The organism is Vibrio sp. Makdt (genome assembly GCF_027587015.1).
GTDB lineage: Bacteria > Pseudomonadota > Gammaproteobacteria > Enterobacterales > Vibrionaceae > Vibrio > Vibrio chagasii_B.
The window spans coordinates 1-19,739 of sequence record NZ_JAPPTH010000021.1 but is presented as its reverse complement, the minus strand read 5'-3'; the positions used below and the strand labels follow the sequence as shown (position 1 = coordinate 19,739).

24 protein-coding genes and 1 pseudogene are annotated in these 19,739 nt (G+C 43.6%); 18 read left to right on the top strand and 7 right to left on the bottom strand.

The features are described 5' to 3' along the window. Positions 1-51: 51 nt before the first annotated feature. From OH460_RS20935 to OH460_RS20920, 4 genes are all read right to left on the bottom strand, one after another. Positions 52-792, bottom strand: a complete 741-nt coding sequence (locus tag OH460_RS20935) for an SDR family oxidoreductase (protein WP_269999415.1) — start codon at positions 790-792, stop codon at positions 52-54. Continuing rightward, on the bottom strand, positions 792-2,351 hold the full coding sequence (locus tag OH460_RS20930) for a cryptochrome/photolyase family protein (RefSeq protein WP_269999414.1): 1,560 nt from the start codon (positions 2,349-2,351) through the stop codon (positions 792-794). The genes OH460_RS20935 and OH460_RS20930 overlap by 1 nt, the downstream gene beginning before the upstream one ends. Continuing rightward, the gene (locus OH460_RS20925) at positions 2,348-3,706 is read right to left on the bottom strand and encodes a DASH family cryptochrome (protein ID WP_269999413.1); all 1,359 of its coding nucleotides are present in this window, start codon (positions 3,704-3,706) and stop codon (positions 2,348-2,350) included. The genes OH460_RS20930 and OH460_RS20925 overlap by 4 nt, the downstream gene beginning before the upstream one ends. 202 nt (positions 3,707-3,908) lie before the next feature. Further along, the gene (locus OH460_RS20920) at positions 3,909-4,331 is read right to left on the bottom strand and encodes a universal stress protein (protein ID WP_061031418.1); all 423 of its coding nucleotides are present in this window, start codon (positions 4,329-4,331) and stop codon (positions 3,909-3,911) included. Positions 4,332-4,566: 235 nt separating this feature from the next. On the opposite strand from OH460_RS20920, the gene OH460_RS20915 reads away from it, so the two are divergent. The 4 genes from OH460_RS20915 (at position 4,567) to OH460_RS20900 (ending at position 6,866) form a co-directional block, all read left to right on the top strand. Next, positions 4,567-5,709, top strand: a complete 1,143-nt coding sequence (locus OH460_RS20915; protein ID WP_269999412.1) for a PcfJ domain-containing protein — start codon at positions 4,567-4,569, stop codon at positions 5,707-5,709. A 26-nt stretch (positions 5,710-5,735) separates the two neighbouring features. After that, positions 5,736-5,873, top strand: a complete 138-nt coding sequence (locus OH460_RS20910; protein ID WP_171730656.1) for a hypothetical protein — start codon at positions 5,736-5,738, stop codon at positions 5,871-5,873. 77 nt (positions 5,874-5,950) lie between these two features. After that, positions 5,951-6,418, top strand: a complete 468-nt coding sequence (locus OH460_RS20905) for a GNAT family N-acetyltransferase (RefSeq protein WP_269999411.1) — start codon at positions 5,951-5,953, stop codon at positions 6,416-6,418. A gap of 193 nt (positions 6,419-6,611) precedes the next feature. Beyond that, positions 6,612-6,866, top strand: a complete 255-nt coding sequence (locus tag OH460_RS20900; RefSeq protein WP_004739610.1) for a DUF3297 family protein — start codon at positions 6,612-6,614, stop codon at positions 6,864-6,866. 97 nt (positions 6,867-6,963) lie between these two features. On the opposite strand, the gene OH460_RS20895 is transcribed toward OH460_RS20900, so the two are convergent. Continuing rightward, complete coding sequence (locus tag OH460_RS20895) at positions 6,964-7,464, bottom strand: hypothetical protein (protein WP_061031415.1); 501 nt, start codon at positions 7,462-7,464, stop codon at positions 6,964-6,966. A gap of 196 nt (positions 7,465-7,660) precedes the next feature. Beyond that, positions 7,661-8,380, bottom strand: coding sequence for a membrane lipoprotein lipid attachment site-containing protein (locus tag OH460_RS20890; protein ID WP_269999410.1), 720 nt, complete (start codon positions 8,378-8,380; stop codon positions 7,661-7,663). A gap of 572 nt (positions 8,381-8,952) precedes the next feature. On the opposite strand from OH460_RS20890, the gene glpT reads away from it, so the two are divergent. From glpT to OH460_RS20845, 9 genes and pseudogenes are all read left to right on the top strand, one after another. Further along, positions 8,953-10,323: a glycerol-3-phosphate transporter gene (gene glpT / locus OH460_RS20885; protein ID WP_269999408.1), complete on the top strand. Its 1,371-nt coding sequence runs from the start codon at positions 8,953-8,955 to the stop codon at positions 10,321-10,323. 82 nt (positions 10,324-10,405) lie between these two features. Further along, entirely contained in the window at positions 10,406-11,461 is a 1,056-nt protein-coding gene (glpQ, locus tag OH460_RS20880) for a glycerophosphodiester phosphodiesterase (RefSeq protein WP_004739607.1), read from the top strand. A 222-nt stretch (positions 11,462-11,683) separates the two neighbouring features. Continuing rightward, positions 11,684-12,148 (top strand): ASCH domain-containing protein, encoded by a 465-nt coding sequence (locus OH460_RS20875; protein WP_269999473.1) that lies wholly within the window; start codon positions 11,684-11,686, stop codon positions 12,146-12,148. A gap of 97 nt (positions 12,149-12,245) precedes the next feature. Next, positions 12,246-13,189: pseudogene (locus OH460_RS20870) on the top strand (D-2-hydroxyacid dehydrogenase family protein). A 39-nt stretch (positions 13,190-13,228) separates the two neighbouring features. After that, on the top strand, positions 13,229-13,729 hold the full coding sequence (locus OH460_RS20865; RefSeq protein ID WP_269999407.1) for a GNAT family N-acetyltransferase: 501 nt from the start codon (positions 13,229-13,231) through the stop codon (positions 13,727-13,729). Between the two features lie 42 nt (positions 13,730-13,771). Continuing rightward, complete coding sequence (locus tag OH460_RS20860) at positions 13,772-14,293, top strand: HAD family hydrolase (RefSeq protein ID WP_269999405.1); 522 nt, start codon at positions 13,772-13,774, stop codon at positions 14,291-14,293. After that, entirely contained in the window at positions 14,286-14,888 is a 603-nt protein-coding gene (locus OH460_RS20855; protein WP_269999404.1) for a class I SAM-dependent methyltransferase, read from the top strand. The genes OH460_RS20860 and OH460_RS20855 overlap by 8 nt, the downstream gene beginning before the upstream one ends. 108 nt (positions 14,889-14,996) lie before the next feature. After that, positions 14,997-15,377: an STAS/SEC14 domain-containing protein gene (locus OH460_RS20850; protein WP_269999403.1), complete on the top strand. Its 381-nt coding sequence runs from the start codon at positions 14,997-14,999 to the stop codon at positions 15,375-15,377. 197 nt (positions 15,378-15,574) lie between these two features. Then, entirely contained in the window at positions 15,575-15,976 is a 402-nt protein-coding gene (locus OH460_RS20845) for an NUDIX hydrolase (protein ID WP_269999401.1), read from the top strand. A gap of 30 nt (positions 15,977-16,006) precedes the next feature. On the opposite strand, the gene OH460_RS20840 is transcribed toward OH460_RS20845, so the two are convergent. Beyond that, positions 16,007-16,408 (bottom strand): YkgJ family cysteine cluster protein, encoded by a 402-nt coding sequence (locus tag OH460_RS20840; protein WP_171730665.1) that lies wholly within the window; start codon positions 16,406-16,408, stop codon positions 16,007-16,009. Between the two features lie 182 nt (positions 16,409-16,590). Between OH460_RS20840 and OH460_RS20835 the strand changes: the two genes are divergently transcribed. The 5 genes from OH460_RS20835 (at position 16,591) to OH460_RS20815 (ending at position 19,650) form a co-directional block, all read left to right on the top strand. Continuing rightward, positions 16,591-16,752, top strand: coding sequence for a hypothetical protein (locus OH460_RS20835; protein WP_269999398.1), 162 nt, complete (start codon positions 16,591-16,593; stop codon positions 16,750-16,752). Next, the gene (locus OH460_RS20830) at positions 16,752-17,441 is read left to right on the top strand and encodes a pseudouridine synthase (RefSeq protein ID WP_443088693.1); all 690 of its coding nucleotides are present in this window, start codon (positions 16,752-16,754) and stop codon (positions 17,439-17,441) included. The genes OH460_RS20835 and OH460_RS20830 overlap by 1 nt, the downstream gene beginning before the upstream one ends. A gap of 75 nt (positions 17,442-17,516) precedes the next feature. Beyond that, positions 17,517-17,897, top strand: coding sequence for a VOC family protein (locus OH460_RS20825; protein ID WP_105057071.1), 381 nt, complete (start codon positions 17,517-17,519; stop codon positions 17,895-17,897). Positions 17,898-17,985: 88 nt separating this feature from the next. Next, on the top strand, positions 17,986-18,594 hold the full coding sequence (locus OH460_RS20820; RefSeq protein ID WP_269999392.1) for a sugar O-acetyltransferase: 609 nt from the start codon (positions 17,986-17,988) through the stop codon (positions 18,592-18,594). A 294-nt stretch (positions 18,595-18,888) separates the two neighbouring features. After that, a complete protein-coding gene (locus OH460_RS20815) occupies positions 18,889-19,650 on the top strand; it encodes an alpha/beta fold hydrolase (protein ID WP_269999391.1) in 762 nt (253 codons plus the stop codon). Positions 19,651-19,739 lie beyond the last annotated feature (89 nt).

Below are 19,739 nucleotides of genomic sequence, written 5' to 3'. Positions count from 1 at the left end.
TGATAGGGAATCTCAGTGAGATTCCGAAACTCCCAACCTTTTACTTCTAATTTACCAAGATAATTGTTCACCGTTATACGCGTAGAAATGACCGCTTTGCTCTGGTGTGGCGGTGCGAATAATGTCGACGAGCTGATGTGCCACGTAAGCTGAATCAAATAGCTTGCCTTCCGGTACATTTGCTTGAAAGGGTTTTGACAACGCAGTATCAGTCGTCCCTGGGTGCAGCGCTAATATGGTGCCTTTCTTAATGGTTCGACCCCATTCAATTGACATGGTTTTAATGAACATGTTGAGTGCTGCTTTTGATGAACGATAGCTATACCAACCACCTAATCTGTTATCTGAAATGCTACCAACCTTGGCGGAAACCACCGCAAACTTGGGGTTGTCGCTTGCTTTGAGAAGTGGAGTGAAATGCTTTGCGAGCAACAAGCTTGGTAGGGTATTCACAGACATGTTTTTGAGGAAGAACTCTGGGTCGATGGACGAAAGGTTCTTTTCAGGCCCCAATTCTGGCGTATGTAACATCCCAACGCAGTTAATCAGCCAATCGAGTTGACCAAATTGAGATCGTAATGCGGCAATATCGGATTCTTGAGTCACGTCAACCTGGTGCCAAGTCAGGCGTTTGTCATCAACCTCAGGCTTTTTAGAATGGTAAGTCGCTGCAACACGAATATCGAGAAAATCAAAGCGAGACAGCTCAGAGAGTAGGTGTTTAACTACGGCGAGACCAATGCCGCCACTACCACCAATAACCAATATATGTAGTCTGAGTTGCTCCACCATTATAAGTTCTCCAAATTAGTTAGTCGTTGTTCTGCGGTATCTAGTATCGCTTGCTGTTCTTGTTCATCCATGTTGTCCCAAGAACGATAAAGCATTCCCATGCGAGGGTTTCGGTTTAAGGCATCGCGGTGTTGATTCATAAAGCGCCAATACAAACTGTTGAACGGGCATGAGCTTTCACCAGTGCGCTCTTTAATCTTGTAATGACAGCCTTTGCAGTAGTCACTCATGCGATTAATGTACGAACCGCTGGCAGAGTATGGTTTGGTTCCGACGATCCCGCCATCCGCAAATAGTGCCATACCTCGCGTATTTGGCATTTCAACCCATTCAATCGCATCTACGTAAATGCCGAGGTACCAACTGTCGACTTGGTCTGGTGCAATGCCTGTGATTAAGCAGAAGTTGCCCGTAACCATAAGTCTTTGGATATGGTGGGCATAAGCAAACTCTAGTGACTGATCAATCGCGTGTTTCATGCAATTCATCTTAGTTTGACCATCCCAAAAATAATGCGGCAATGCTCGGTCTGCTGAGTAATGGTTCTTGCTAGCGTAAGCTGGCATGTTCGCCCAATACACCGCGCGTATGTACTCACGCCAACCCAAAATCTGACGAATGAACCCTTCAACCTGTGCAATATCGATAATGGGTGCACCTTGCTTAGAAGAAGCGTGATAAGCCGAAAGAGCTGCATCAATAACTTCGCTAGGGCTAAGAAGCTTACTATTTAACGAGAATGAGAGGCGGCTGTGGTACAAGCTCCACTTTGAATCGTGTTCCGCCGTCATTGCATCTTGAAAGTGACCAAACAGGGGCAGACAGACTTGGCAGAAGTGAGCGAGTAAAGACAAACTTTGTGCACGATTCACAGGCCAAAGTAGTTGGTCACCGACTCGTCCTATGGTCGCTACTTGATGGCGTTCAATACGCTCTAAGATGGATGAGATATCGTTGGCAAACATCAAGGGTTGTGGCAGGTTTTCGATGTCTTGTTTCTTGAGCTTTTTACGGTTGTTTGCATCATAGTTCCATTTGCCGCCGACTGGTTTTCCATCGTTTAAGAGAATATCGAAACGCTTTCTCATTCGGCGATAGAAATGCTCCATCATTATGTGTTTGTCTTTCGGAAACTGTTCTTCGATTTCGGAAAAAGGAAACATGAAGTGCTCGGAGTCGTAGCATCCTTTGATAGTGTTAGGCAGTTTGAGTTTGTTGAGCTGTTCTAATAGACGATATTCGTCTGGTCTTTGGTATTCAAATTTCTCGGCGTTAAACTCGTTTGTGTAGTGCTGAAGTACGGCATCGAGATCTTTAAATTGTGCCGTATCATCTAAGGTTAAATGCAACACTTGGTGCCCACGTTGTGCCAACTCTTCAGCGAAATAGTCCATGGCGGAGAAGAACGCTGCCACTTTTTGGATATGCGAGGCAACATAGTCGGTTTCCTGCTTGAGTTCGGCGATGATGTAGATTACGTCATCACTAACATGATCAAACCAAGAGTGCTCAATATTGAGCTGGTCACCTAAAATTAGGCGTACAGTTTTGTAGTTCATATTACGTCCTGATATCGAGTTGACGTTGAAGCTTCATCATCCCGGTGCCACTTGTTGATAAAGGCGTGCTCTGGATCATACATATCTGTCTGCTTAACCAGATCGAAGTGACGGGATTTAGATTGTGATTGATTGGCTGCTCTTGGTTTGTTGGCGTTCTGAGGAGCCTGTGGATTCAACGCTCCAGCGATATAAGCCCAGTTCCCCCAATTCGACGCCACATCGTAGTCGATGAGTTGGCTTTCGAAATAGGCGGCACCGTGACGCCAATCAATACCGAGCTCATGAATCAAGCAGCTCGCCACCAGCTGTCTGCCTCTGTTAGACATATAACCCGTTGCGTTAAGCTGGCGCATGCAGGCATCAACAATAGGGTAGTTGGTGTTGCCGCTTTTCCATTTCGCGAAGCTTGCTCCCGCAGCGGTATCGAGCAATTGTTTATTAAATAGATCGTTAGAATCTCGACCAAACAGCGACGTCCTCAGCGTTAAGCACTTCCAATAGAAATATTCACGCCATAACAACTCAAAGTAAATCCAGTATGTAGAATCGTTCGCGCCACGATGCGCTTCAAATTGCTTTAAGTGGCGGTAAATAGTTTTTGGCGAAACACACCCTAGTGCTAGCCATGGCGAAAACTTAGTTGAGTTCTCAAGGCCATCTAATGCATTTCGCGTCTGTTTGTAGGTTCCCGCATAGTCACGTGAAAAGTAGTTTTCTAAGTGGGTTAACCCTGCCGTTTCACCGCCTACGTAGTCGCCTGTTTTTGAGTCATCTAATCTAAGTGTCGGCTCTCTGTAAGAGCCAGTAGACGTGAGTGGTGCTGGTGGAAGGTAAGTTATCACGTGCTCTTCTGTCTCAATCTCTAAATGTTCAACTTGAAGACGGAACTTGGTGAACGAACGAGGAAACTTGGACAGTTCGAAGGGGAACGCATCACTCTCAAACAGAGTAGTGTGATGCTGCTGAGAGATGAACAAATCAGGACACTGCGTTAACGTATCGATTATTAACTGTCGCTCGTCATAGGCACAATGAGAATTGGCAAAAAAGTGTGTCACATGCTGAGATTTGACGAGTTGAACTAAGTTCTCGTTAGTATTTTGGTCTAACACAAAAAGGCGTTGTCCAAGGTGTGACAAGCTCGAGGCTAAATTATCAATAGACTGCTTAATGAAAAGGTGACGATGCGGCCCGTTTTCCTGTTCTTGTGAAAGTCGGACTGAATAGGTAGAAAGCTTTGGTTCAATTGCAACACACAGTAGCTCATCGACGAGCTGCGACGCCTGATAAAGTAGTGTGTTATCGTTGATTCTTAAGTCATTTGTAAAAAGATAGAGACCAATCTTTTTCATGCTTACACTCGTGAATTGTTAATTATTAGACGCTTACGATTTGATACGTTAACAAGATCACAAATGATGTCGGGAAAGAGGTAGTGCTTAGCCAGAGGAAAAGGAACGATTATAAAAGGGTATTCAGCGAATCGGACTATGCCAACCAATAATACCGATAGAGGTTGGCAATGCTGAGTGCTTTAGCCGTTTAACAGGTGGGCTATTCCATTGGAACCACCAAGATATCGATCGGAGAAGTATCGATTATCTGTTTAGAATGGGAAATAAGCTTGTGCCAAAAATCATGGTGATGGCCGCACATCAATAGGTCAACGTTATTTTGTGAGATAGTATTCTTGAGCTTATCGTTGAGATCGCCCGTACCTACAAAAATATGCTTAATAGGGTGCTTTGCGTAAGCCTCGAACTCTTTCAAGTGGTTAACGGCATCTTGATTGATGGGTAGATCCCCGTCGTTTGCTTGAATATCAACCAGCTCAGGGTAGATTTCTCCATGAGTACCATCGATGTAGACAAACGAAATACCCGCATCGAGTTTATCTGCAAAGAAAGTCGCTCTATCAATCAGTATCTTAGTGTCGTCAGACAGCTCAACGGCGACTAGAATATGTCGGTATTCCATAATTTAAGCCTTTTGTTGTGGGTTATGTAACAAGCATAGTTTTTGTTAGCGCAAATGATATCGAAGAGGTCTCATATTAAGGAAAATCATCATTCAAAGATCTTATAAAGGCTTTCTTGTATATAGCGCTTTGATTGATAAGAAATTTACAAAAAGTTGATATAGTGGATGAAGCGCTAGCTTATGCTGTTATATAGGCTTGCAAGTTCAATGCGCCACCAATGAAGAGGCATCAATGACAGCATTACTCACCATTCCCACCCGAACACTTGGCTTTGATTACGATATCGAGATTCGTGATTGGTCACAAAAATTGGTTGGCTTCCATGTGTTTGAAGACGGACGACGTCCACTCGATGGTGGTATTGGGTTAAGCCTTAATCTCATAGAGCAATTTGATGTTAACGGGCGATGGTTAGAAACTCTGCCAGCACGCTACCGCGAAATCACAGATAACTTTCCAGAATATCAGTACCAAATGTTATGGTTGGCGGCTAACACCTATGAAGCGGCGCAACTGTTGGAGTTACGGCCTGTTATCTTGGCGCTGATTTGCATGAAATACAGTGTTGATAATCAGAAGGCTTTGGAACTGAGCCGTTTAGGGCAAAAGAAGATCCTAGCTAAGCTTGGTTTAGATAGCAACAAAGCGACGCTAAAGTTTATTGATAAGCTTGAGCTGCACTATAACGTTGGCGATGAACTCGACCATATTGTGCGAATTTTAGAGCCGCTGCAAAGACGTGTTCTGAAGTTTAAGCACTACTCGAAGGTTGGCTACACGGCACTACGCTTAGATCAGGTACACCCATTTTTAACTGGCAGTCGATTGGGTATTGCAATGGTTGAAGAGGGTAGACTCAATTCTCCGTCGAAGATGGCGATGTTCCAAGATGCAATATTGTTGGGACAGGATTTAGAGATTGATGATCCTTTACGTTCAATAACCAGTCAGAACTCGTTCGCAATGTTCGAACAACTCCACGACCGTTGGACTGAGCAACGTCAAATGCGACGTTTAGAAGGCAATCGCCCTATGGACATGGATATCCCGTATCCGGTTCCTTTGCTAGGTAATGATAACATTCATCCCATTATGGATTACTTTGATCTTGAGAAAGAAGGCATCGAGCAAAAGCACTGCATTGGCGTGTATCATAATCGCATAATGAGTGATCGCTATGTGGTGTTTCGAATGATGAAACCTCAGCGCCTAACCATAGGTTTGCGTCGTGTTCCAAGCAAAGCGTTTCCGTTTGAGATTGACCAAATCTGCGGTAAAAGAAACGCGCCACCGACGGAGGCAGCTCGCCAAGTGATTCACGATTGGTTAGAAGCGAGTAAGCAAACGTACCCTAATCAAAATTGGGTAAAGTAGACTGGTTAAAGTAGAAGGGAATCTATATGTATCAACAAGGCGATTTGTGCCCACATTGTGGTTTGATTATTGCGATGCCAACGGACTTACAAGCGGAATGCTTAGGTTGTGGAGAAGAGATTGATCAAGACGCAGACTATGATCATTATGAGGAAGAAGAGTAGCGTAATACTGCTGTTATGTGAGTTGTTTAACTCACTGGTTCTCATTTCTATCGTTCGTATTTAAAAAGGAAGTTTAAATGCAAAAAGTCGTTTTTAGACAATGTGTCCAGCATTCTCCACACTGGCAAGAGCTCGAACGCCTTTTTCAAAGTGAATGGGCGGACTTTGAGTTTAAATCGGCCTATCCAGAACACTCGGACCCAACCAACACTCATCTACCGCCAGTTATCGTGGTTATTCGCGAAAATGTTGTCATCGGTGGTTTAGCGTACTCCCATTTTCAAGAACCTCATCAAGTAAGGGATGTCGTCTGGATTAATGCTGTTTATGTTGATGAGAAATGGCGAGGCCAAGGCATTGCGAGTGAATTGATTAAGCGAGCGGTTGAACAAATGCCAGCCTTCTACCGGTCTAAAGTCGAGGAAGATTCTGCGTCTAACCTTTATGCCTATACCAACATACCGTCTTTGTACCTTTCTCTCGGTTGGTCGATCGTTAACATCAATACCGACCCAGACCATCATGTGGTGTGTGTTTCTTTTTGAGCAAACGTATCGGCTTACGATGTTAAAAGTGTTTAGTTTTATGTAAGAAACAGAGCCAATATCGCCAATAAATCAAACAACTAGACGCTGATTAAAGCTATCAATACGATTTATTACGGCAGTTGTTGAGCACGAAGCCTATATTGACTAGAATGACGCACTTTTTTTATTTACGTACATACAGGTAATGAACATGAGCGATACTAATTCAAGACCAGCTTTACCAGATCATCTTGCAGGCAACCCACGCAGCCCACACCACGTGGCTGAGTGTTTCGAATACCCAATCGGTATCCGTCTAAATGGTAAAGAGCGTACTGATGTTGAAGAATACTGCATCAGCGAAGGTTGGGTGAAGATTCCTTCTCCTAAAGCACTTGATCGCTTCGGTCAGCCAATGCTTATTACTCTTAAAGGCACTGTAGAAGCTTACTACATCGAAGAATAATAGATGGTTGTAGCTGACTCAGCTGCCGAATTCTGTTTATAGAAGGGTCTAGAGAAATCTAGGCCCTTGTTGTATGCATCGTTTGGATTAGTAGTGTTTACCAAGCAATACCTGCACCGATGGAAAACTCTAAATCTTCTCCTTCGGCTTTATCAAAACCTGCGGTCACAACGAAGCCTGTGTCCGTAATATAGGTTGCATCTAAGCCACCAACTTGTTTTGTCGCGCTATCAGAAAGCTCGTGTCCTTCGAAAGTAATATCCGTGTGTGTTCGTTTGATCCCGTAGCCGGGTGTGATGTACAAGTTATCAGTGATACCGATCGGTGCATGGAACTGATATTCGTTGTCGCGTTGTTTGTACTCGTAAGCCCCGTCATCCTCGTTATATGCAGAGCGTGTAAACTCAACACCATAACCAACGGTTCCCGGACCACGGTATTTCACATAAGAAGCAGACCAATCTCTCCAGCCTCTTTCAGCAGATAGGCCAAACGTCACGGCTGTTTCTTCTTGAGTCTGTTCGAAAGCGTTAACATGAGATGTAGAGAACAAAAGAAGAGAAGCTAACACTGTAAAGGGAAGGGCTTTGATAATCATTGGATCGCTCGCTTATGTGTACTTAGTCGAGACGCATATCGGTGATATGGAACGCCATTAAATGAGTAACCTAGTCGGGATCGTCCTTGAGTTGTTTTTGTTATCTGTTTCCGTTGTTCTTGTTTTGAACAGGCACTCTCCAATTGAAAGAGTGCCTGCTCTATAGGGTGTCATTATCGTGAGGAGTGAAAGTCCACTATTTTAAAGTGCGTAGTTTGTTTACCTGCATCTTGGTACGTACTTTTGTCACTTCAGCATGAGTAGGCAGTTTGTCTTTAATTTTGTTCTTGATGTCGGCAACCGGGATAAAGTTCCACTTACCATCATGATATTTAACAACAAATGTTTCACGGTCTATTTCTTCACGGAAAATCCAAACACCATCGTCTAAACGTTTAAAGTCGCCAATCACGTTACCGTTGGTGTCTCTCACTGTCCAAAACGTGTATTCAGTGTCTTGGTAATTCTCTCTAGTACCATTAATTTCTTTGTCACCTGCAGTTACTTTGACATGACCATCGTTAATTAATATTTCACCGACTCGTATGTCGTTAACATATATCCCGTATAAGGTTTCACCTTCGTAGTCTCGTTCTTTCACGGCGCCAAGCTTTGCGTCGTCGTGACCTTTATTGAAAAACGGAATGTCACCGATATCTGGGATGTAGACGAAACCTAGATCAGCTTGTTCAATGATATCTGCGATATTTTTTGAATCGCCTTTACCATATCCAGGGTCGATATTATCAAACCCATTGTCGACATCACTATCAGAGTCGCCGTTTCCAAAACCTGGGTCGATATTTTCATAGCCATGATCCCCATCGAATTGTGGTTGTGCGGGGGCTGAGGTTCCGCCAGATGAGCAACCCGCAAGAACGGCAGTAAGGACAAGCGCGATAAGTGATTTGTTCATGATGTTTCCTATCGTTGGGTTTGTTCAAAACAGTTGATGCGCAGAAAGTGTGTCTCGAATGCCAATAAGTTTGACTTAGTTATTCTGCTACATCGCTTGAAGTGAACGATACGCAAACATGAGTGTTCAATAAATAAACTGAATCATAGTTGTCACATCACGATTGGTTATGTTTTATGTGGCTAAAAGAACGCTAGTGGGGATGAGTTGTATATGGAGGGTAGGAGACTGCGGTCTGTTGTTCGCGGCAATAACCCACAAAACTCAGCATTCAATATGAAGCCAGAACAATAATACGACGTGTTGCGGTTGTTTTGTGCTCGATTGCTCAAGTTTGGCTAGTCATAGTTCGGTTAACGATTGGTTGAATAGTAAACGAATCGTCAAAAATATGAAGCGTGGTCTAATTAAATGAAACTAATTTGCTGTATTTAAACAATTTTATTGTTAATAGCTATATGCATCACAGAAATTATCCCTGAAGCACATACAATCCCTCCTGTTTTCGAATGAGCGTATATTTTTTCGTTCGAGCATTTTATATTTCCTTCGCCCAATAATATGAGGTTCCTATGTTTGGAATATTCAAACCTATGGCGCATATCGATCGCTTGTCATCAGATAAGATCGATAGCACTTACACACGATTACGATGGCAACTGTTCATCGGTATTTTTGTTGGCTATGCGGGTTACTACCTAGTCCGTAAAAACTTCAGTTTGGCAATGCCTTACTTGATTGAACAGGGTTTCAGCCGTGGTGAGCTAGGGGTGGCATTAGCAGCCGTGTCTATTGCTTACGGTTTATCTAAATTCTTAATGGGTAGCGTTTCTGACCGTTCAAACCCTCGTTATTTCCTCAGTGGTGGCTTGTTAATGTCGGCACTGGTTATGTTCTGCTTTGGTTTCATGCCTTGGGCAACGGGCAGCATCACAGCCATGTTTATTCTTCTATTCTTGAACGGTTGGTTCCAAGGTATGGGCTGGCCAGCGTGTGGACGAACCATGGTGCACTGGTGGTCACGTAAAGAGCGTGGCGAGATAGTGTCGGTATGGAACGTTGCTCACAACGTGGGTGGTGGATTGATTGGTCCAATGTTCCTATTGGGTCTGTGGGTTTTCAACGATGATTGGCGAACCGCTTTTTATGTTCCTGCATTTTTTGCCACTCTCGTTGCTATTTTCGTTTGGTTTACGGTAAGAGATACGCCTCAGTCTTGTGGTCTACCGCCGATTGAAGAGCACAAGAACGACTACCCAGATGATTACGACAAATCTCACGAAACTGAGATGACTGCGAAAGAGATCTTCTTTAAGTACGTATTCAATAACAAACTGTTGTGGTCAATTGCCATCGCGAACGCGTTCGTATACTTGATTCGTTATGGGGTACTGGACTGGGCTCCTGTGTACCTAAAAGAAGCGAAAGACTTCTCTGTAGATAAATCTTCTTGGGCTTACTTCTTGTATGAATGGGCAGGTATCCCTGGTACGTTATTGTGTGGTTGGATCTCAGACAAGCTATTCAAAGGTCGCCGTGCTCCAGCTGGTATCTTGTTCATGGTATTGGTTACTATCGCCGTTCTAGTTTACTGGTTTAACCCAGCGGGTAATCCAACCATTGATATGTTGGCTCTTATCGCGATTGGTTTCCTAATCTATGGTCCGGTAATGCTAATTGGTCTATACGCACTTGAACTTGCACCTAAGAAAGCTGCGGGTACAGCAGCAGGTTTAACAGGTCTATTCGGTTACTTAGGTGGCGCAGTTGCAGCAAACGCAGTACTTGGCTTCATGGTTGACCATTACGGATGGGATGGTGGTTTCACTATCTTGGTGGGTGCTTGTGTCGCTTCAATCATCTGTCTTCTATACGCGTTTGTCGGTGAGCGTAAGCACCATAAAGAGAAAAGCCTTGAGCGAGAGAAAGAGGCAATAGCTTAATCATTCTTTAACTCAACAGCATCATACTAATAGTTAAACGAGGCAGGGATAACCTGCCTCTATTTTATCAAGGAATAGAACAATGAAAACAACGTCACTGTCCCTGACTCTCTTGGCTCTAAGCTTATCGGCTAACGCCTTTGCCGACCCTTTGGTTATTGCTCACCGAGGCGCGTCGGGTTACTTACCTGAGCACACTCTGCCTGCTAAGGCTCTTGCGTATGCAATGAAACCCGATTACATCGAACAAGATGTTGTGATGACCAAAGACGACCAGCTCGTCGTACTTCACGATCATTATCTAGATCGCGTTACCGATGTTGCAGAGCGATTTCCTGACCGTGCGCGTGAAGATGGGCGCTACTACGCGATAGATTTTACGCTCGCTGAGATTAAGTCATTAAGAGTGACAGAAGGCTTTAAGCTAGATGAGCAAGGGAACAAAGTCGCAGGTTACCCAACACGCTTCCCAATGTGGCAGTCTGATTTCCGAGTACCAACGTTTGCAGAAGAAATCGAAATGATCCAAGGCTTGAATAAGACCCTTGGTTATGACGTTGGTATTTATCCAGAAATCAAAGCACCTTGGTTCCACCGTCATGAAGGCAAAGACATTTCTAAAGCAGTACTGGCTACCTTGCATCAATATGGTTACCTATCTAAAGACGATAAGGTCTACTTGCAGTGTTTCGATGCAAACGAACTAAAGCGTATTAACGACGAACTCATGCCAGCGATGGAAATGGACCTCAAGCTTGTTCAGCTAATGGCTTACACCGACTGGAATGAAACCATGACTTACAAAGGCGACGTAGCGACGCCTTATAGTTACGATTGGATGTTCGAGAAAGGCGGTATGGCAAAAGTGGCGACTTATGCTGACGGTATTGGCCCTTGGAAACCTATGCTGGTGGACGATGCATCAACCAAAGACAACATCATCATAAAGCCATTGATGAAATCAGCGAAAGACGCAGGCTTAGATGTTCACCCATACACATTCCGCGCTGATCCAGGCCGAATTCCAGGTTATGTAGATAACTTCGATGGGATGTTGGATGTGTTTTATAACCAAGTGAAAGTCGACGGTGTGTTTACCGACTTCCCAGATAAAGCGGTAGACTTCTTAAACCGTTAATTGGTTAATCCACACCAAAATACAAAGAGTTAAAAGCACTGCCTGAAGGTGTTTTTAGCTCTTTTTTGATCTAACAATCCTGCATTAAATCTACTCTCTTAACACACTTTCATTGTTACTTGGTTTACACCGTTTACACTCCTTGATAGGTTACGCGCAATGCAGTCAGTTGCTCAATATGAAGTGCTTCTGGCTGAAACGAATATTGAAAATGGACCCATCATGGAAGAAAGAAGCAAAGCCTATCTAGATAGCTATCTCAATACACTGCCGGCTGAAGTTGCCAAACAATACACCTCATTCAGTGCCGACTATTACTGTGCGGATGAATACAACGCCAATCTATGTGCGCAGCTGATACTGAAAGGTGAAAAACAAGCCTCGTGCAGCATGGAATATTGGTACAGCCATGAAGGCGAAACCATGCCTGTTGTTGGACATTTACAGGTGGTCACTGATTGGCACGGTGAACCTGTCTGTATTGTTGAACTTACGTCGGTTTTACTATGCCCATATAACCAGGTAACTGCTGAGTTTGCTGCCGCTGAAGGTGAGGGTGATAAAACGTTGGCATGGTGGCGAGAAGCACATTGGAACTTTTTTTCTCGTGAGTGTGAAGAATTAAAGATCACACCAGGTGAAGACATGATGTTGGTGCTTGAGCGTTTCAAAGTCGTCCATCATTAATTGGTTTGGGCTATACAGAGTGTCACAAGTTAAATGAATCTTAACCCGTGGCACTTAAAGCTCAAAAACGGCAAAGCAATAGAACAAGGAGTGTGTAGTGAAGATTGCGATATTGGATGATTATCAAAACATAGTAAAAAGCCTCGAGTGTTACCGTAAGTTAGAACAACATGACGTCACCGTATTCACCGAGACCTATCCAGAAAATGAACTAGCGTTGAAGCTATACGATTTTGGGTACTTGTGCTCATCCGCGAGCGTACCGAAATCACGGAGTCGCTGCTATCTAAACTGCCAAACCTAAAAGTGATCAGCCAAACCGGAAAAGTCAGTAATCACATCGATCCACAACTGTGTGAACGTTTCGGTGTGAAAGTGCTAGAAGGACGAGGTTCACCTGTCGCGCCCTCCGAGCTCTGTTGGGCATTGATTATGGCGGCATCTCGTCACATTCCTACTTACGCTTCAAACCTCAAACAGAACCAATGGCAAGATTCAGGCGTACTTGGTTTAGGCAGAACGCTAAGGGGCTTAAAGCTTGGCATTTGGGGCTATGGAAAAATCGGGCGCTGCATCGCGCAATACGCCAAAGCGTTCGGGATGGATGTCATGGTGTGGGGTAGCCAGAACTCGCGAGACCAAGCACAAGCCGATGGTTTTGAGGCGGCAGCAACCAAGCAGGCATTTTTCGAGAGTGTTGACGTACTCTCATTACACCTTCGTTTAAACAGTGTCACTAAAGGCTGTGTTACTGCTAATGACCTCAGCGTAATGAAACCTGACTCGCTATTCGTGAATATCAGCCGAGCGGAGTTAGTCAAACCAGAAGCCTTGCTTAACGAACTCACTAAGGTACCAAGCAAAAGAGCAGCAATAGATGTGTTTGATATTGAACCTGCGACACCAGATAACGAACCGCTGTTGTCTCTACCAAACGTGACAGCAACACCGCATTTAGGCTACGTTGAACAAAATAGCTACGAACTCTACTTTGATATCGCTTTCGATAACATTCTGTCCTATCAAAAAGGTGGCATATAGAGCTAGAATCTGCCCAAACAAAAAAAAGGTAGAGAAAGTATGAACTTAACAGTCAGACAAGTCGTAGTAAGCGATGCTCAAGGCATAATTGACGTATTGAATCCAATTATCACTGAAGCGCGTTACACTATCTTGGATAAGACGTTTACGGTCGAAGAAGAAAAGGCATTTATTGAGTCATTTCCAGAGCGAGGCGTATTCAGTGTCGCTGTCAATGAAACGACTGGTGACCTGCTTGGTTTTCAAAACGTAGAACCGTTTGCCTCTTATACGAAAGCCTTTGATCATGTCGGTATTATTGGGACGTATGTAGACGCAAACAGCCGGGGGCAAGGCGTTGCAAAGCAGCTATTTGATCACACATTCGAAGTCGCAAAAGCCAAAGGCTACGAAAAGCTTTTTGCTTATGTCCTAGCCGATAACGAGCGCGCATTAGCGGCGTACCTCAAACAAGGCTTTGAAACTGTCGGAATTGCAAAGAAGCACGCCAAGATAGGTGAGCAGTACTTTGATGAGATTCTCATCGAGAAATTCTTATAAGTACGGTGATACATTCGTAACATCATCGATGCAGGAGGCATGATGAGCAAAGGCATAAAATCAACGGCTTCAACCAAGCTGACCAAAACAGTGTTATTTGATTGGGGCAACACCTTAATGATCGACTTTCCAGATGCACAAGGGAAAATGTGTGACTGGGAAACCGTACAAGAAGTGAGTGGAGCACAAGCTTTACTCGCTGAATTGTCCAAGCATCACAACATCTACATCGCTACTAATGCGGCCGACTCAAGCAAAACTGACATCATCCGCGCGTTTGAGCGAGTTGGCTTGTCCCAATACATTGATGGTTACTTCTGTAAGGCGAGTATTGGCTTATCTAAATACGAACCGGGCTTTTATCCTGCGATCATCTCGCAACTCGGGATAAAGCCACAAGAGATCACCATGATTGGCGATACCCTAGAAAAAGATATTTACCCTGCGCTTGAAGCTGGCCTACAGGCTGTTTGGCTGAACACCGAAGGCGCGGCTACAGATACAAACTTACCTATCGTTGAGGTTCAAAACCTGACCGAACTACTGGAGTTATACAATGGATGATCATTCCGAGATTTGGCGTCAGTATTATCAAAAAGCCTTAGATAAGCCTCATTTAAAAAGAACAGAATTCGCTATGAAGCTGAACGAGTCACGCTTAAATGTCGCGATCGACTGTGGTTGTGGTACAGGAAGTGACATTGCGTTTTTAGAGCAGCAAGGCCACCAAGTTTATGGCTTCGACGTAAATCCTGACTCAATATCGATATGTAGAGACAGGTTCGGTCAAAAAGCTTTGGTCGAGATATCTCAGAGCGCATTTGAAGATTATGATTATCCCAAAGCCGGGCTAGTGATTGCTAACTCCAGTCTATTTTTTGCAGAGCCGAATCAGTTCGATCAGACGTGGCAACGAATCATCGATAGCATTGAAATCGGTGGTGTATTTGCGGGCGATTTCATGGGGGTAGACGATAGTTGGGCTTATGGTTATCGAACCTCTACGACGCCTCTCACAAAGGCAAAAGTACTGAGTCTATTTGATGCGTTCGAAGTTATCCGTTTTCACGAGCGGGACGAACAAGCGCTTACATCATTAGGCAAGATGAAGCATTGGCATACTTATTCTGTTGTAGCGATTAAGCGACGTTCAACCTAGTAACGTTAAACTAAAATTTTCTGTGCGTTCATTTTGAAAGCAACTTCTCATTTGTTGTCTAATTAATACTCTAAGCTAAGCCTATATTTCTAATAGAGGGGCTAGGTTATGAGTATCGAACGTCATGGAATATCGGTTGGAATTGAGCGTGTTAGCGGCGAAACCATCATCGTGTTCAAAGCGAAAGGGAAATTAACGCACGACGACTATCAAGCAATGATACCCATCTTAAAAACCACCATAAAAGAGATCGATTCGTCCGCACTGAAGATGCTTGTTGATATCTCCACATTAACGGGCTGGGAACTGCGCGCCGCGTGGGATGATTTCAAACTCGGGCTAGAACTCAACTCCAAGATAGACAAAATCGCTATTTGTGGTGATAAAAGCTGGCAAGAACTGGCATCAAAAGTCGGTAGCTGGTTTGTGTCTGGCGATATCAAGTCATTCGAAGAATACGACTCTGCCATTGAGTGGCTTGTTGATTAGATTCATCACATCTTATTTCAAGTCACAGCTGGTGGTAAGTGTTTACCTTTAACGAACCACCAGCTGTCATTCATCGACTCCCAACGTCATTTTTTATGTAATTCAATAGAATATGCTGACTGCTGTAGGTAACATACCGCCCATGCGATATCGTCGCTTTAATTAGAATAAGAAGCACAATAACAAGGTCTATTAACATGAATAAGGTAATTGATAAGCTCGCTTGGGTATTCATTCAAGATGGCAAGCTGCTGATGGTGAGATCAAAAGGAAAAGAACTGTTTTACTTACCGGGCGGAAAACGCGAAGAGGATGAAACTGACGAGCAAGCATTGCTTCGTGAAATCAAAGAAGAGATTTCAGTCGATTTAGTACCTGATTCAATCAAATACGTTGAGACGTTTACTGGCCAAGCTGATGGCAAAGCGGAAGGCGTTTCTGTGCAATTGACTTGTTACGCTGCTGATTACACGGGCGAATTATCGCCAGACGCTGAAATCGAAGAGCTTAAGTTTGTCGATAGCAATGACAGAGAAGTATGTTCATTGGCGGCACTGGTTGCGCTAGATTGGTTAGAAGAGAATCAATACTTGTCGTAATAACAAGATAAGCTCTACAAAAGTTCACAATTATGAAAAGCTTGAAGGGCGACTTCCTTTCATTAAAAGGTCGAGTCTTCTTTGAGCTTTTTTCGTATCTTGCAGATCCACCACTTCAATCATCTCACACTCATCCCTCACCATTTCATTGATTAGGCTAGGGTAGTGTCGGCAATCCTCTGGGCGGTCTAAGTAAATACTGCAGGTGTATTTGGCTTGAGCGTTCGTGTTTTTGTTCGGGACGAGTTCTAGAAACGGGCAACGAGTTAAACGCTCACCAGATTCAGGATCAAACCAAATCTCACCACCACGAACATATTCAAAGATGTCTGGGTTGAACAGTTCCCACAAGTCAATCTCTTCTTGAGTCGCGGCGAGGTCGCCATCTCCATATTTGATGCAGCATTTTCCGCATTGATTACAATCTTTCATTCTTGGCTTCTTAGTTAGCTAACTCTTGTAATGTTATCACTGATACGCGTGGCACGTTGATTTTGTTGTCCAGAGCTTAGAAATAGCGCGAGGCGCAAACAACCATTGGCAAAGTGAACCGACGCACTGCCATAAACAGTGATACAATTTGGCTTCATATGTGATTAATACAAAGGCTCCAAATGAGAACGATCTACACCACTGAAGGCGACATTAACGCAAAGAAACAGAAAGACGCTTATCCAAAACTGGCGTTATGTGAAAACTGTGTGCGTGACTATGTGGTGATTGAACAAGGTGAGAGCACTTACAAGCCTTGTGCTAAATGTGGTGCCGACGATTAATGCGCCTCGATAAATTCCTTTGTAAAAGCACAGACCTCACTAAGTCAGAAGCGATTGAAAGAATTCATAATGGTGAGGTTAGTGTAAACAGTGAAGTTGTGCTCGATGAATCCACTCAAGTACACGAAAGTAATACCATCTTGCTGAATGGCGACGCATTAACGCTACGCGCGTTTCGCTATATCTTGATGCACAAGCCAGCAGGCACCATCTGTTCCAATATCGACGAAGTGTATCCATCTCTTTTCAATTATTTAGAGTTAGATAAAGTGTCTGAACTGCACATCGCAGGGCGTTTGGATGCTGATACCACTGGATTAGTATTAATCACCGATGATGGTCGTTGGTCTTTCAATATCACATTGCCCACAAAGTCGTGTAAAAAGGTGTACCGCGTGACATTGTCACGAGATATCAAAGACGATGTCGCTGATAAGTTCAAAGTAGGGGTTCCGCTGCAAGGTGAGAAGAACCTTACTCGCCCGGCAGAACTAGAAGTAATTAGCCCAAAAGTAGTGCTCTTAACCATCACCGAGGGTAAGTTTCATCAAGTTAAGCGAATGTTTGCTGCTGTTGGTAACCGAGTGGTTGGGCTACATAGAGAACAAATAGGCGACGTCCGTTTAGATGTTGAAGAAGGTCACTGGCGTTACCTCACTGAATATGAAGTTAGCTCTTTCGGCCAGTAACCTAAAACAAATTTAAGCATAATGCACAAAGCTCAGCGATACTTCTGGGCTTCAAAACAGAAGGAATTGTTTATCATGGAAAACCTCAAAGTCACTGAAATAAAATCGTTTGTGCCCGCAAAAGAGTTCGACTTATCTAAGCGGTTTTACCAAGCTCTGGGGTTTGAACTCATGTCTGAGTTCCATGATATCGCCTATTTTCGTCACGGTGATTATGCATTCCTTTTACAAGATTTTTACGAACCTGCGCACTGTCACAATTACATGATGCACTTGCTCGTTGAGGACGTAAAAAGTTGGTATCAGCACGTACAAAACTCTAATGTAATGGCGGAATTTGAAGTAACCGTTACCGAGGTTGTTGAGCAGCCTTGGGGAATGCTTGAGTTTTGTATCACTGACCCAAGTGGCGTGCTATGGCGTGTTGCCGAGAACATAAGCCCGCGTAACTCGTAACTTGTTTTGAGACCAGTGAAACGCTTCAAATTATCCATATGTCGCTTTATATATGCCGCTCTTCGGTAATTATCAAATAGGTTCAAACATGGATATAAAGGCAAAAATCCACAGCCAAGACGTTTATTACTGTGATGACGTCGATCTGGTCGCCGAGCAAACGCAATGCTTAGAAGTGCTGTACGATTTCAATCACACTCGCCCGAGCGAGGGTAAAAAACGCCAACAAATCATGAAGCAACTGTTCGCAGAAGTCGGCGAGGGTTGTTACATAGAGCCGCCACTACACGCCAACTGGGGGCGTCATACTCACTTAGGTAACAACGTATACGTAAACTTCAACCTAACGCTTGTTGACGACACCGACGTATTCATCGGTGATAACGTAATGATTGCACCTAACGTCACCATTGCGACAGGCACACATCCCATCAGCCCAGAACTCAGGCTCAAAGCCGCCCAGTTCAATGTTGCTGTACGTATCTGCAACAACGTATGGCTTGGCGCACACACGGTTGTGTTACCGGGCGTTACCATAGGTGAAAACTCGGTAATCGGAGCGGGCAGCATAGTCACCAAAGATATCCCAGCCAATGTGGTTGCGGTAGGCAATCCTTGTAAAGTAGTACGAGAAATCAGCGAACGCGACCGAGAGTACTACTACAAAGACCGGCGCATCCCAGACGAATTGAAGTAAGCCGTATTGACCAGATTCTTTATGTTGGGAGTTTGGTCATATTAGACAGAAATATTCCATACTTTCTCTCACGCCAACCCTAGCTGTGATATAAGTCGTTGTTATATAATGACTAGATTGCATATGAGATGTGAGCGGTAGAAACTAGATAGAATTATTCTGCATTTAAATACAGATTTTTTCTGTCTAATAGAGCTGTTAGGTTTCACAGTGCATACATATCCCATTGATACTGTTCTTATATACAGTTGTTGTGCTACTATTCAGAGCAATTAATGAAGGTTAGGTAACAAAATGAAAGAGTTTAAACTTGGAAATGATGTAATTCTTCGATATCACGACTTTTCTGGCGATGAAATACCAATTATTTTCATTCATGGTCTTGGATGTGCATCTTCATTTGATTATCCACAAGTAGCTTCAATGGGTGGCTTAGTTAATCATAGGCGTATACTTGTCGATTTAGTCGGTTCTGGATACAGCGATAAGCCTGAATTTTTTGATTATACAATAGCTAATCATGCTAAATATCTCGAAGAGTTATTAAGTTATTTGAGCTTGGATAATATTGTAATTTTTGGTCACAGCATGGGTGGAGCGGTATCTATTGCATTAGCTAATCGCGTAAAAGATAAAGTTAAGGCTATTATTTTAAGTGAGGCAAATCTTGATTCAGGTGGTGGATTTTTTAGTAAACAAATCGCAAGTTATAGTGAAAGTGATTTTGTAAAATTTGGGTATGCGAAGATTCTTCAAGAGAGCGTTGCAAGTGGTAATACTGAATGGGCTGCAGGGCTATCAAACAGTTCACCTATAGCCATTCATCGAAATGCAGTATCTCTGATAGAAGGTCAAATACCAAGTTGGCGCCAAATATATTATTCACTGGATGCTGCTAAAACATATATTTACGGAAGTGAAAGTTTACCTGATCCAGATTATGATGAGTTGGTTAGTAAAAATATTAATGTAGCAGTTGTAGCTAATGCGGGACATTCAATGGCATGGGAGAATCCAGAAGGATTGGCGTTAGTAGTTGAGAAGTCTATTAAATAAACCTAACAAAGCATTTAAGAGTGATTCCCAACGCTTGGCAGTTTCGCTTCGCTCAAGTATAGCCAAGCGTCGCTCACACCTTAATGCGG